Here is a 12,772-nt window from a genome sequence, read left to right as displayed (position 1 = left end):
CCGCTGCTTACCGCCCGAAAAGCGTCGCTGGGTACACATCGTTTTCCGCACAGAAAATTGCAGCCTCTATAGCTTCAACTTCCGAAGGCTTACGACCATGATGGTTGTTGGCCCAACCGCCAAGGATGACGACAACAAAGGACTCTTTGACACAGCCAGTCAACGAACACCAAGCGATTGCAAGTACCCATATCAGCAGTAGCTTGGGCAGCATGACAAGAATTCGGAAAATCCGGAAGCTTGGAAGTGGTTATATCGACTTGCAATAGTGAGTTTGAGATCACAACTGTCGTTTTATTGATATAAATTGAATTATATATATCATTTGTGATCACAAATATGACTTTCGGAATAGGATTGCCCGTATCTCCATGAATAGATACGGCCATGTCGACTACCTCTCACATTGAAGATTTTCTGGTCACGCACCGCATCCACGAGGTGGAATGCGTGATCCCCGATATGACTGGGATTGCCCGCGGCAAGATTTTGCCGCGCGACTTGTTTTTGGCTGCGGGTGAGATGCGCCTGCCCAAGAGCGTGCTGCTCAATACCGTGAATGGCCAGCAACCCGACAACGGCCCATTTGTCGGCGACACCGACCCGGATATGCTCTGCATCCCCGATGCAAGCACCGTGCGTATCGTGCCTTGGGCCGCAGAGCCTGTGGCGGTGGTCATTCACGACTGCCAAGAATGGGACGGCAGTACCGTCGAAATTTCCCCGCGCGGCGTATTGCGCCGGGTGCTCAAGCAATACGAAGAGCACGGCTGGACTCCGGTTGTTGCACCCGAGATGGAGTTCTATCTGGTCGCGCGCCAGCAGAACCCCCATGAGCCGCTGCAGCCGCCCTTGGGTCGCACCGGCAAGCCCGAGGCTGGCCGCCAAAGCTATTCCATTGACGCGGTCAATGACTTCGACCCCTTCTTTATGGAGCTCTCCAACTTTTGCGGACAGCACCAGCTTGGCGTGGAGACGCTGATCCATGAGGCCGGCCCCGGCCAGATGGAAATCAACTTCAGCCACGGCAATGCACTGGAGTTGGCAGACCGCGTGTTCCTTTTCAAGCGCGCCGTACGCGAAACAGCCCTGCGCCACGGCATTTTTGCCACCTTCATGGCCAAGCCCATGGAACAAGAGCCAGGTAGCGCCATGCACATCCACCAAAGCATTTTGGACAAGGATGGCAACAACCTGTTTAGTTTGCCCGATGGTTCTGCCAGTTCCCACTTTGCCCAATGCATTGCAGGCCTGCAGACCTACATTCCCAAACTCATGCCGATGTTTGCGCCCTATGTGAACTCTTACCGACGCCTTTCTCCCTTTATGTCGGCGCCCATCAATGTGCGCTGGGGCCATGACAACCGCACCTGCGGCATCCGCGTCCCCAAGTCCAGCCCAGCCAACCGCCGTGTGGAAAACCGGGTGCCCGGCGTGGACGTGAATCCTTACCTGGCCATGGCCGCCACCCTGGCTTGCGGTCTGCTGGGCATGACCGAGGGCCTAACGCCCAGCGCGCCCACCACCGACAGCGCGTGGAACGTCAACCACGAGCTGCCACGCCACCTGGAAGACGCCATCGAGTCCATGCGCGCCAGCACACCGCTGCGTGATGTGCTGGGGGCCGGATTTGTCGACGCCTTCTGCGCTGTTAAGGAGCTGGAATACGCCACCTATAACCGCGTGATCAGCTCGTGGGAACGCGAACACTTGCTCTTGCTGGTGTGATTGCAAGCCTCCTCTTCTTGATTCCTCTGACTCTTGCGCCCTGCGATGACCGTCACTTACAAAACCTTGGAACCCCAACGTCTGAATGACGTGCATGCGCGGGAACGCGCCCACTATGCGGCGAGCAACCCCGTATCCCGCGCGCTGGCTGACCGTGCAAAAGACCATCTGATGTTCGGTGTGCCCATGCACTGGATGAACGACTGGTCCACACCTTATCCGTTACATGTGGCCGAAGCGCGGGGCGCGCGCCTCACCGACGTGGATGGCAACCACTATGTGGACTTCTGCCTGGGCGACACCGGCACCATGTTCGGCCATAGCCCCGCCCCTGTGGCTCGCGCAGTAGCGGCGCAGGTCGCACGCGGCATCACCACCATGCTGCCTGGCGAAGACGGCGTGTGGGTGTCCGAAGAGCTGACGCGCCGCTTTGGCATGTCAGTGTGGCAGTTTGCGCTGTCGGCGTCGGACGCCAACCGTTTCGCCATTCGCTGGGCGCGAGCGCTAACTGGGCGCACGCAGATCCTGATCTTCAACGGCTGCTACCACGGCACCGTCGACGATGTGTTTGTGGACCTGGTGGATGGCCTACCGCGCACCCGTGACAGCCTGCTGGGCCAGGTGGTGGACATCACCCGCACCACCAGCAGCGTGGAGTTCAATGACTTGGCTGCGTTGGAAGCTACCCTGGCCGATGGCCAAGTGGCCTGCCTGCTGGCTGAGCCCGCCATGACCAATATTGGCATGGTGCTGCCCGAGTCCGGTTTCTGGGAAGCTGCCCAAGCCTTGTGCCGCCGCCACGGCACCTTGCTGCTGATCGACGAAACCCACACTATCAGCTCCGGCCCCGGTGGCTACACCCGTGCACACGGCCTGCAACCCGACTTGTTCGTGTTGGGCAAGCCTGTGGCTGGCGGCGTACCCTGTGCGGTCTACGGCTTTAGCGCAGAGATCGCTGCGCGCGCCGAAGCGGCCAAGCGCAACGCTCCTCCCGGTCACAGCGGCATTGGCACCACACTGACTGCCAACTTGCTGACCATGGCGGCGATGCGCGCCAATCTTTTGGAAGTGATGACAGATGCGGCCTACACACATATGTTTGGCCTGGCCGAACGTCTGGCGAATGGCCTTCGCGAGGTGATTGCCCGCCATGGCCTGGGCTGGTGTGTAACGCAAATCGGGGCGCGCACTGAGTTCCAGTTCACCCCGACGCCACCTCGCAACGGCAGCGAGGCCAACGCCATATTGGACCCGGCACTGGAACGCAACATCCACCTCTACCTTCTCAACCGTGGCTTGATCATCACGCCGTTCCACAACATGATGCTAGTGTGTCCAGACACCACCGCAGACGACGTGGACCGGCTGGTGGCTGCCGTGGACGGCTTTATCTGTGAAACCACAGCAGTCTGATCTGCAACGCCTGCACGCGACGTATCCGCTGTTCTCCCTGCATGGCCAGTTGGCGCTGCCGGTTCACAAACCACAGAAGAGGCCATGGCCTCCTGCCACAAGCCCATGGGCCGCGCGAGCATCGCCGCTGAAATGGCTTGCAGGGTGGCGTTTCTGGCCAGTCCGGGCGCGAGCTACATCACCGGCCAAATGATGGTGGTGGACGTTGGGCACTGCCTGCAAGAACGCAAGGGCCCTGACTCTGGTTTAAGCCAGCCTGACTTGTCACCCCGCCAAGAAGTTGCTCGTGCAATGACCTTTCTACCTCAGTGCCGATGCTGCATCCGCCTTAGCCCATATGATGCTGAAATTTAGCCTGCGTGCAGGCTACAGAATCCTCACACCATGAGCGATACGGAACTACTTGCCACAACCTACCAAGCCCCGGCCACCAGCACTCACCAGGATCAGATCTACAGCACTTTGCGGCAGTGGATCACGGTGGGGCGCTTTTTGCCGGGCGAGCGGCTGAAGATCCGCACCGTGGCAGCGGATATGGGCGTGGGTCAGATGCCGGTACGTGCCGCATTGCAGCGCTTGTCTGCGGAAGGGGCCTTGGTCAACATTCCGAACGCCGGAGTAGCGGTGCCACGCCTATCAGTGCCAGAGTTCGACGACCTGCTGCAAATGCGCATGCTGCTAGAAGGGGAGGCCGCCGAGCGCGGCTGCCTGCGCCTGGAGCCCGCGCAGGTGGCGCAGATGCAGCGCTGGAGCCAGGAGATGGATGCAGCCTTGCAAGCTGGCGACTCCAAGCGTTACCTGGGCATTAACGAAAACTTTCACGTGCTGCTGTACAAGGCGGCGGGATCACCACTGCTTTTTCAGCTGATAGACACTTTGTGGCTGCGTGCGGGGCCCATCTCCAACCGCCTGTTCGACACACCCGAGGCCAGCGCGGTGCTTAATGACGCCCATGACGACTTGGTGCGCGCCCTGGCACAACGCGACAGCAGCGCCGTGCGCCGCGCAATCGAGCGCGATATTTTTGTCGCAGGCCAGTTTTTGCGTACCAGCTGCATGGACAAAAAACGTCAGTGAGCACAAGCTGACGCCTGAATTCACCGGGCTGCGAGGTTCTTCACGCAAGTCCGGTGGAATGAAAGCTCATCCCACAAATGTGGGATGTGACTGAATGACCGCTCCCGCTGAAACAGAGTCTTTGCATGGGCTCGACTGATGACCTGTCTTGTCCCACGATTGGCTTCCAGAAACCAGTCGTTCACCTACGACCGCAACTGGCCCACATGAGTCATCGGAAATCTCAGCTCCGTAGACTTGGCACTCCGAACACCAGAATCAGACTTCTCCGGCCTCAATGTCGTAAGTGCGGCTGCAACATTCCATTTGAGTAACCGCTTTATGGTTCCTCAACAACAGCGCGATCTCTGTCGACCAAAAGCTGCCCCAGAGCAGCAGCTTCCAATCAACTCATCCAAACATGGCTTCATCCACAGCTTAAAGCACGCCCAATTTCAGCCTTTTCAAGCGGGAAGCAGTGTGTGTTTACGACTTTAAATAACGTCTCCAAAATCCAGCACCCCGCAAACCCGCATGAATGCTAGGCCCGTGTTTACGACTTTAATTGCACGGAATAATTCCTGTTACAAGTATTAAAGTCCGTCGATGTGGATTAAAGTCCGTCGAAAAAAACCATTTGTCCGCACAAATGAAGTCCTAAACCAGAGCCCAACATAAGCAGGTTTGATGAGTCTTGGAACTCGGAGACGATTTCCAAAGTTCGTATAAACATCGACTATCTGTCTTTTTCAGCAGGAGGGTGGAGTAACTGCTGTGGGCCAGTTGCTGACGCTCACGAACGGCAGCTAACTGGATGTCTAAATTTCCTCAGTGAAATTGCTCGAAACCTGACAGGAACCAGCGGCTCCATCGGGCCAGTTGCCGACATTGGTGAGTGACCGCTATCGGGCATCTAAACCCTCATTTGGACCTAAATGCTGGAGCCCTCGGGTCAAAGACTCGATTGCAGCGTGACCAGTCACCAACGACCGCCGGCTTCACGGTAAGCCAATTTCATGCGTTTGAAGTGAGACCAACTGTAGCTCACGGATTTTGGCTTCGTGTCCACAGCAGTGGTATACCAAATTGAATGCGTCGACGGGACGCGGTCAATCACGAATGGGCTCTATGTCCGCTCAGGTCTCGTGCGGTTCAGGCGTAGCCAACCGGCTCAGGTCATCGCGAACGCGCTCGGGCTCCTGTGCCAGTGGCATATTGTGCGTGTCGTGCACCGCGTCAAGCACTCCTGGGGTGTCGACGTCCAGGTCTGCAAACAGGCCGTCGAAATCCTCTTGGGCAGGCCCACGCTCGGCCACCAGTTCGAAGGTCTTGTGGGTAGCACTGGCTGATGTGAGGCTGTTCACCAGCACTTGGGCGATCTGGACCCGCGCCACAACACCGTCACGGGGGTCACCGGCATGGCGGGTGTCACCTTGCAGCATCACCAGCCTGTGCTGGTCGGCGTTGTTGTAGTCGAACCAGCCTGGGCGCACGATGGTGTACGGCAGTCCACTGGCGCGCAGCAAGCGTTCACTGCGGCGTTTCCAATCGTGCGCTTCGGTGCTGCGGTTGTAGGCCCCGGTGCGGTTGGTGACACCGATGGCTGTCATCAGCGCGATTCGTGCCGGGTGGCCATCCAGTGCAGTCAGCACGTTGCGTACGCCCCCGTAGCTGACCTGCTCGGCGCCGAGCTTGCCGCCACCATCGGCACCATGGGTGAACACAATGGCATCGACACCATCGACCGCCGCAACCAGGGTGTTTGGCCGGGTGAGGTCGCCAACCACCCTCAGTGCCGCAGCGTGTAACCGGCTGGCACCACGCAGGTCGCGCACAAGAGCGCACACCGCATGGCCTTGACGGATGGCTTCTTCCACCACCAGACGGCCAATGCTGCCGGTGGCACCCACCACCAACACGTTCATCTGCGCACCACTCATGCGGGGACCTCTTCTTTCAGCGACGCCATGTCGATCACAAAGCGGTATTTCACATCCGCCTTGAGTAGCCGTTCGTAGGCTTCGTTGATGTCCTGGATGTTGATGACCTCGATGTCTGAGGTGATGCCGTGTTGGCCACAAAAGTCCAGCATCTCCTGCGTCTCGGCGATGCCTCCAATCAGCGAGCCGGCCAGGGCCCGGCGAGCGAAGACCAACGGGCCCGTGTTGAAGTCCTCCAGCGGGCCTAGGTAGCCCACCATCACCATGGTGCCGCCCGTGGCCAGCGTGGGTACGTACGGGTTCACGTCGTGTAAATAGGGAACGGTATCGATGATGAGATCAAAGTGCCCAGCCACGGCAGCCATCTGCGCCGCGTCGGTAGAAATGACGATGTGGTCGGCACCCAGGCGGCGCGCGTCAAGCTCCTTGCCGGGTGAGCGGCTGAACAGTGTCACCTCAGCCCCCATTGCCTTGGCCAGCTTCAGGCCCATGTGGCCGAGCCCGCCCAGGCCAACAATAGCGACCTTGCTGCCAGCGCTCACCTTCCAGTGGCGCAGCGGAGAAAATGTAGTTATGCCAGCGCACAGCAGCGGCGCGGCACCCGCCAGGTCCAGACCGTCAGGCACTTTAAGTACGAATTCCTGCTTGACAACGACCTTCTCCGAGTAACCCCCTTGCGTACGGCTGCCGTCTACCGGATCGGTACCGTTGTAGGTATAGGTGGCGCCGTTCTCGCAATATTGTTCCCAGCCCTTACCGCAAGCGCCGCAGTGCAAGCACGAGTCCACCAGGCAACCGACGCCAACGTGATCACCGGCCTTGAAGCGAGTCACCCGTGGGCCAACCTCGATCACACGACCGATGATTTCGTGACCTGGCACCATCGGGTAGTTGGCATTGCCCCAATCGTTGCGCACGTTGTGCAGGTCGGAGTGGCAGACGCCACAGTAGAGGACTTCAATCACCACGTCGTCTTCCCGTGGGCTGCGGCGGTCAAAGTTGAACAGGCCAAGACGGCCTGTGGGAGAGTGGGCAGCGTAGGCGCGAACGGGGTAGGTCATGGTGTTATTCCTTCTCTAGGGTGTAAGTGATTGATTGAATTTTTTCAGGGGTTTGTCACACGGGATGTCAAGGCCGCTTTGCGATACCGATTCAGTTGTTGGATACCCGTGAAGCCGTAGTGGGAGACGCAGGCGAACAGGCCGACAATCGATACCCAACCCAGGAAGAATCCGGCGGTCGACGCCTCAAAGTCCCACCAATCAATACTTACCTGAAGAGTGAGCTTTGAGCTGATATCCAAGGCCACTGCGCTTTGCAGGCCGGAGAGGGCAAAGGCACCAGCGATGAGGCGCAACACCAGCTTGCGGGTCGAGCTTTCCGCTGAGAGGTGGAGCGCACTTCGGATTGCATTCATGACCCTTGTCCAGCGTATGCCGATGTGAATGGCCACAAAGATCATGGCCCAGTAGGCAGAGAACGCATGGATCTGTCGGACCGTGTAGTTGTCCTTGATCTGCAGGAAGCTGAACACGGTGAGTGATACCACCACACTGGTGACCATTAGCACCAGCATGGCCATCAGGAGGGCCAGTGTCATCACCATATCGAACTTGCCAGACGCTGTACGCCGCTTTTTGGGCAGGACGCCATACCAGTGCCAATTGAACATGTTGTGCAGGGCGATCAGCAGAAAGAAACAGGTACCGATCCATTCATGCGACAGGTTGCCCAGCCAGTAGTAAGCCAGTGCGACCAGCAGCAGGCAAGCTGCCACGACATCAAACCCCAGACGCATTAGAAATGTAGTTTTCATCTTGGATGACGCAGGTTTTATTTGGATTGCCTGAGATCATTGAGTGTGTAAAGGTACTGCTCGGTTTCCTGGCTTTGGTGACACGATTGACAGCGGGCGGAGTTCTCGCTCAGATTGATGGTTCTGTCCGGTTTGAATGCCTGAAACTGCCAGTCGTGCGTGCGTCGCTTGGGCTCGTAGTCGGCACCCCAGTTGCTGCCTTTTTCCATCACGAAGTATCTGAAGACCTTGGCATCACGGTAATCCACCAGAACAACGTGGGTGCCGTTTGGCACGGGCTGGCCCTTTTTGACAGCGTCGATGGCGGCTTGGCTGGTCAACATGTGTTCTGTGGACTGGCCCCTTTTGACGGTGGCGTAGTGCACCAATTGGTCTAGCGCAGTTGGAAACGTGACCCGATTGCTTTCGGCAATAACCCAACCTGCGGTCAGAGTGAGGGTCCAAAATGTGAGAGTGCGCATTACGACGCGACGGTATGGGACTTTCATGGATTCACCTTGAAATGTTTCGACAATTCGATTGGCCATCTGCGGAAATCGTTGATCAACCTTCAACCGAAGTCATGCGTTAGTGGCGGCAGGGGATGCCAGATCGCCAAAACGGTAAGCGGCGGTCACGCCCCCATCCATCAGGAAGTCGCTTCCGGTGATGAAGGCACCATCGGGCCCCATCAGCAAGGCAGCCACCTGGCCCACTTCGTCGGGTGTACCGGCGCGTCCTACGGGGCAACCCTCAATCATTCGGCGATAACCTATACCACGTGGACCGGTCAACTCATCCTTGGCCAGCGGCGTGATGATGATGCCAGGGCTGATGCTGTTGATCCGCGCGCCGCGCTGTCCCCAACGCACTGCCTCGGCCATCACGCGCAGCGAATTGGCACGCTTGGACAACTGATAGGCCAGAAGCGGGTCGGTGACGTGCTCGGCTTTTAGAAAGTCCAGCTGAAGTAATTCTTCTACCGGCGTGGTCGCGAGAGCCTTGTCCTGGGCCGGCTTCAACGCATGCAGTCGATGGCCGGACTGTGAGGAGATGACCACCCCCGCGCCACCGCGCGCAATGACCTCGCCAAACAGTTCCAGTACCAGGGCTGTGCCATACAGGTCAACCCGCAGGATGGTGGCAGGAGATGCCTGCGAGGGTGACACCCCGGCGGCATGGATCAATCCCGTGACGTTGCCTAGGTCTGTAGCGGTGTTGACAAGCGCTTGTACAGATTCCCGTGAAGTGATATCGACAGCGGCCACGCTGACGGTAAATCCGGAGTCTTCAAAAGCCTTGGCTGCCAGATTGGCTTCCTGAGCAGTCAGGCTGGCAAGCAACACATGTTTACCAGCGCCCACGCGCCTGGCGATGGCCTGGCCGATCGAACCAGCCCCTACGACAACAATCACGTCTTTCATCTTGTATTCCTTTGTATTGGTGGCATCCACAGGCCAGAATGTAGGGGAACGGCCGTCAATTGAGTAGATGGCAAATACTTGCACGAGAATCAATAAAGGATTGATACTGATGCCAGCTTCATAGAACTTACGCCAACATGCCTATCAATGAACTTCGTGCCATAGACACTTTCGCCAAGGCTGTGGCCCTGGGCAGTATTCGCCGTGCGGCCATCGCGTTAGGTGTGTCACCACAAGCGGCCAGCCAGTCACTGGCACAACTCGAACAGCATCTGGGGGTGCGTCTGCTGCACCGTACGACCCGCAGTCTGGCACTGACAGACGAGGGTCAGCGCTTCCTGGAAGCCACGCAGCCTGCTTTGGCAACGTTGGAGCGGGCACTCAGTCGTGCACGCGAATCCAAAGACGAGATCGCGGGTCCTCTTCGCATTGTTGGTCCGAGGTCGTCGTTTGCGAGTATCCTGATGCCGGTGATCGACGAGTTCTGTCGACTCTACCCTGACATCCAACCAGATGTGCTACTCGACGATGGACTCGGCAACTGGGTGCTAGACAGGGTAGATGTTGGCTTTCGGATAGGAACCAGTCCAGATGAAGGGGTGATTGCCCGCAGATTGTTCCCGATCCAATTGATTATTTGCGCCGCACCTAGCTATCTGGAGCGCTTTGGCATCCCGAACACCCTGGAAGACCTGACTTTGCACCGCTGTAGCGTATTTCGGCACCCAGCCACAAGTCAGATCCTGCCGTGGTACCTCAACATCAATGGTGAAGTTGTCCATCAGCATGTTTCGCCCACGCTCTCAAGCAATGACACTGAGTTGGAAATGCAGGCGGTTTTGACCGGTCAGGTCATTGGTCAGATCTCGAACATGTCAGCGGCTGGTCATATTCGCAGCGGCCAACTTGTTCCGGTGCTGTTGCAGCACATGAGTGAACACATCGGCCTGCACATCTACTATGGCAACCGTACGGCGCAACCCAAACGCGTACGCGCCTTCATTGACTTAGCCATACAGTGTCTGCTGAATACGCCGACATACGTGCTGAGCGAAACAGAATTGAACCAAGTCGCTGCATCAAAGGTGAAATCAAAACGGCGTCGTTGATTTTCGAAATCATCCCAAGCCAGGAGCATTGGCATTGATGTCGGGCTAGTTGTTCATCTTGCGCGTAGTGTCATCCATCCCAATGCGGCCGATGAAAGGCAGGCGCAGGCCGAGGCTGTTGAAGTCAACTCCGAAATCCAGGCCAAGCACATTGAATTCGATGCCCTCCTCAATCCCAACGCTCAGGCCCAGAAGTCCAAACAACGAGACCTGCACGCCGCGCCCTGACGAGGACCGACCGAACACTTGTGTGAGTGGCCGATAGTCCTTGCCGATGGCATTGGCCGGCAGGTCCAGCCCCAGCGCGGGTACTTCACGGCCTATGTGGGCAAGGAAAGTGTTGCTATTGGGGCCGGGCCAGGCGTGGTAGCTGTGTGGATACGGGTAGCTGGTGATGGCGGCCTCAATCTGATCGACCAGGCCGTTAACGCCAACGCCGCGCTGATCAACCAGCAATGTGGGCTGTGAGCCGTACCACAAACCATCTGGGAGCGCGTAATCACGTCGAATAACATTGTCGCCACCCCATCCGATCACGTCGTAGCGCGTGTAGTCGCTTTCCCCCGCACGTTTGAAGATGATCCACGGATGCACCGCAAACAGGCCGCGCCAGCCATAGGTGGGCGCGGCATAAACCTGGACGATAGCCGTGTCGCGCCACTGCAGCGGGTCCGGCGCCAAACCGGTGGTATGCCGCGGCGCGGTCTGCCAGCCCTGTCCCTGGATGTTCTCGCTCTGGATGGCCGCACGTGCCAGGCTGAGCCCGAAGGACAGGGCAAGCGCCGCCAATGCGACCATGAGACTGGTTCTCAAGCGTTTTCCGAAGGTCATCTTGTTTGCTGCATCACCGTCCGTCCCGACTCATTTTTCGCGGGATTCGAAGACGGCCTTGATCACCGGCACCGCAGACATGGCTCTGGGCCAGCCCGCATAGAACGCCAAATGTGTCACGACCTCGCCTGCCTGCTCGCGAGTAAGACCGCTATCCATCGCGCGATTGAGATGAAAGGGCAGTTGCTCAGCTTGCCCCCGTGCAATCAGCGCCGCCATGGTGATCAGGCTCCGGTCGCGCGGCGTAAGGTCGCTCTGGCGCCACAGGTCGCCAAACAACACCTCATTCGTATAGTTCCCGAGATCGGGTGCGACACCTGAGGTGGCCGCTGCGACAGCCGCACGTCGATGCTTCTCGCTTTCTGCGTCCGGTGTCAGCAGGCTGGCCGGTTCCGAGGACGGTGTTGCGATCTGGATGCCGCGTTGGGCAAAAACCGCTTTGGCAACGCCGACTGCCGACATGGCATTAGGCCAGCCGGTGTAAAAGGCCAGATGGGTGATCAGCGCTGAGATCTCTTTCGGCAGCAGACCGTTGTCGAGTGCGAGATTGAGATGGCCCGTCATCAGGGCTGATTGGCCGTTGGCGAGCAGTGACGAGAGGGTGACCAGGCTGCGGTCACGTGGTGAGAGTTCCTTACGCTTCCAGACGTCTCCAAACAACAATTCCCGTGTATATGTATCGAGTTGGGGGGCGACGATTTTGACGTCCGGTGAGGGAGCTGGCGCGCTGCGGGGCGCTTCCTGAGCCTGAGAGACGGTCGCTAAAAGCAAGGATGACATTGCAACGATAAGTTTCATGTTTGGATTCTCCAAGTTCATGTGCTGTGCACGGGTTGAGTCAAGACAGTTTCCTTGACGGTGTCAGCAGCAGGCGCAAGGCGGGCTTGCATCAGGGCTGTTAGCAGGCAGCCTATGCCAGCGACCGCCACGAGCCACCCCATTGGCCAGGGTGTGCCATCTGCAAACCAGCCGAGCATGGCCGCGCTAAACACGCCGCTGCCGTAGTGCATGGCACCCACCAGTGACGAAGCAGCGCCTGCTTGCTTGGGGAAGGCCGAGAGTGCGCTGGCTACCGAGTTGGCCACGATCAGGCCGCTGACAGACATGTAGCAGAAGATCGGAACTGCGAGCCCCGCAATGCCACCCCAGCCGAAGTAGGCGTTGATGGCCAGGACGATGCCTGAGCCAGCTGCGATCCAGGTACCAAAACGAAAGATTTCGTTCGCACCAAAGCGCCGCAACAGGCGTGTATTGAAATAGTTCAGCACCATCAGGCCGATGATGTTGGCCCCAAAGATCAGGCCGTAGTAGCGTGGCGAGAGGTGGTAGTAATCGACATAGGCGAACGGTGTGCCAGCAATAAATGCATAACAACCACCATAGTAGAAACCACCGGAAACCGCATAAACCAGCAGTTTGCCATTGAAGGCGAGCTGCACATAAGCCCGCAGCGTGTTGCCAAGCGACGCCTCGCTG

The 12,772-nt window shown here is 58.1% G+C and carries 12 protein-coding genes and 1 pseudogene; 5 read left to right on the top strand and 8 right to left on the bottom strand.

The features are described 5' to 3' along the window. Window positions 1–387: 387 nt before the first annotated feature. From KKO72_RS14890 to KKO72_RS14875, 4 genes are all read left to right on the top strand, one after another. Window positions 388–1,728 carry a glutamine synthetase family protein gene (locus tag KKO72_RS14890; RefSeq protein ID WP_214940044.1) on the top strand — a complete coding sequence of 447 codons (1,341 nt, stop codon included), beginning with the start codon at window positions 388–390 and terminating at the stop codon, window positions 1,726–1,728. Window positions 1,729–1,773: 45 nt separating this feature from the next. Continuing rightward, complete coding sequence (locus tag KKO72_RS14885) at window positions 1,774–3,141, top strand: aspartate aminotransferase family protein (protein ID WP_214940040.1); 1,368 nt, start codon at window positions 1,774–1,776, stop codon at window positions 3,139–3,141. Between the two features lie 84 nt (window positions 3,142–3,225). Next, complete coding sequence (locus KKO72_RS14880; RefSeq protein ID WP_214940037.1) at window positions 3,226–3,495, top strand: SDR family oxidoreductase; 270 nt, start codon at window positions 3,226–3,228, stop codon at window positions 3,493–3,495. 30 nt (window positions 3,496–3,525) lie between these two features. Next, on the top strand, window positions 3,526–4,218 hold the full coding sequence (locus KKO72_RS14875; RefSeq protein ID WP_214940034.1) for a GntR family transcriptional regulator: 693 nt from the start codon (window positions 3,526–3,528) through the stop codon (window positions 4,216–4,218). A gap of 1,115 nt (window positions 4,219–5,333) precedes the next feature. On the opposite strand, the gene KKO72_RS14870 is transcribed toward KKO72_RS14875, so the two are convergent. The 5 genes from KKO72_RS14870 to KKO72_RS14850 all read right to left on the bottom strand — a co-directional run bounded on the left by KKO72_RS14870 (window position 5,334) and on the right by KKO72_RS14850 (window position 9,356). Next, window positions 5,334–6,137, bottom strand: a complete 804-nt coding sequence (locus KKO72_RS14870; RefSeq protein WP_214940031.1) for an SDR family oxidoreductase — start codon at window positions 6,135–6,137, stop codon at window positions 5,334–5,336. Next, window positions 6,134–7,198 carry an NAD(P)-dependent alcohol dehydrogenase gene (locus KKO72_RS14865; protein WP_214940028.1) on the bottom strand — a complete coding sequence of 355 codons (1,065 nt, stop codon included), beginning with the start codon at window positions 7,196–7,198 and terminating at the stop codon, window positions 6,134–6,136. The genes KKO72_RS14870 and KKO72_RS14865 overlap by 4 nt, the downstream gene beginning before the upstream one ends. A gap of 44 nt (window positions 7,199–7,242) precedes the next feature. Beyond that, window positions 7,243–7,953: a DUF4405 domain-containing protein gene (locus tag KKO72_RS14860; protein WP_214940025.1), complete on the bottom strand. Its 711-nt coding sequence runs from the start codon at window positions 7,951–7,953 to the stop codon at window positions 7,243–7,245. A gap of 17 nt (window positions 7,954–7,970) precedes the next feature. Continuing rightward, a complete protein-coding gene (locus KKO72_RS14855; RefSeq protein WP_214940022.1) occupies window positions 7,971–8,441 on the bottom strand; it encodes a cytochrome P460 family protein in 471 nt (156 codons plus the stop codon). A gap of 72 nt (window positions 8,442–8,513) precedes the next feature. Beyond that, window positions 8,514–9,356, bottom strand: a complete 843-nt coding sequence (locus KKO72_RS14850) for an SDR family oxidoreductase (protein ID WP_214940190.1) — start codon at window positions 9,354–9,356, stop codon at window positions 8,514–8,516. A 137-nt stretch (window positions 9,357–9,493) separates the two neighbouring features. Between KKO72_RS14850 and KKO72_RS14845 the strand changes: the two genes are divergently transcribed. Beyond that, the gene (locus KKO72_RS14845) at window positions 9,494–10,465 is read left to right on the top strand and encodes a LysR family transcriptional regulator (RefSeq protein WP_214940019.1); all 972 of its coding nucleotides are present in this window, start codon (window positions 9,494–9,496) and stop codon (window positions 10,463–10,465) included. A 45-nt stretch (window positions 10,466–10,510) separates the two neighbouring features. Here the strand turns inward: KKO72_RS14845 and KKO72_RS14840 are convergent, their stop codons facing one another. From KKO72_RS14840 to KKO72_RS14830, 3 genes and pseudogenes are all read right to left on the bottom strand, one after another. Beyond that, entirely contained in the window at window positions 10,511–11,296 is a 786-nt protein-coding gene (locus KKO72_RS14840) for a DUF3750 domain-containing protein (protein WP_214940015.1), read from the bottom strand. Between the two features lie 30 nt (window positions 11,297–11,326). Then, window positions 11,327–12,094, bottom strand: a complete 768-nt coding sequence (locus tag KKO72_RS14835) for a carboxymuconolactone decarboxylase family protein (protein ID WP_251140681.1) — start codon at window positions 12,092–12,094, stop codon at window positions 11,327–11,329. A gap of 17 nt (window positions 12,095–12,111) precedes the next feature. Beyond that, window positions 12,112–12,772 (bottom strand): annotated as a pseudogene (locus KKO72_RS14830) (Bcr/CflA family drug resistance efflux transporter); the annotation flags it as partial.

Source organism: Rhodoferax sp. U11-2br, assembly GCF_018619435.1.
Taxonomy (GTDB): Bacteria; Pseudomonadota; Gammaproteobacteria; order Burkholderiales; family Burkholderiaceae_C; genus Rhodoferax.
The sequence above is the reverse complement of the archived record's forward strand: the minus strand, read 5'-3'. Positions and strand labels throughout refer to the sequence as shown.

Excerpts from the sequence above, each read along its gene's own strand:
- KKO72_RS14890 (WP_214940044.1), top strand. The coding sequence starts at position 388 with ATGTCGACTACCTCTCACATTGAAGATTTTCTGGTCACGCACCGCATC.
- KKO72_RS14885 (WP_214940040.1), top strand. The coding sequence starts at position 1,774 with ATGACCGTCACTTACAAAACCTTGGAACCCCAACGTCTGAATGACGTG.
- KKO72_RS14880 (WP_214940037.1), top strand. The coding sequence starts at position 3,226 with ATGGCCTCCTGCCACAAGCCCATGGGCCGCGCGAGCATCGCCGCTGAA.
- KKO72_RS14875 (WP_214940034.1), top strand. The coding sequence starts at position 3,526 with ATGAGCGATACGGAACTACTTGCCACAACCTACCAAGCCCCGGCCACC.
- KKO72_RS14870 (WP_214940031.1), bottom strand. The coding sequence starts at position 6,137 with ATGAGTGGTGCGCAGATGAACGTGTTGGTGGTGGGTGCCACCGGCAGC.
- KKO72_RS14865 (WP_214940028.1), bottom strand. The coding sequence starts at position 7,198 with ATGACCTACCCCGTTCGCGCCTACGCTGCCCACTCTCCCACAGGCCGT.
- KKO72_RS14860 (WP_214940025.1), bottom strand. The coding sequence starts at position 7,953 with ATGAAAACTACATTTCTAATGCGTCTGGGGTTTGATGTCGTGGCAGCT.
- KKO72_RS14855 (WP_214940022.1), bottom strand. The coding sequence starts at position 8,441 with ATGAAAGTCCCATACCGTCGCGTCGTAATGCGCACTCTCACATTTTGG.
- KKO72_RS14850 (WP_214940190.1), bottom strand. The coding sequence starts at position 9,356 with ATGAAAGACGTGATTGTTGTCGTAGGGGCTGGTTCGATCGGCCAGGCC.
- KKO72_RS14845 (WP_214940019.1), top strand. The coding sequence starts at position 9,494 with ATGCCTATCAATGAACTTCGTGCCATAGACACTTTCGCCAAGGCTGTG.
- KKO72_RS14840 (WP_214940015.1), bottom strand. The coding sequence starts at position 11,296 with ATGACCTTCGGAAAACGCTTGAGAACCAGTCTCATGGTCGCATTGGCG.
- KKO72_RS14835 (WP_251140681.1), bottom strand. The coding sequence starts at position 12,094 with ATGAAACTTATCGTTGCAATGTCATCCTTGCTTTTAGCGACCGTCTCT.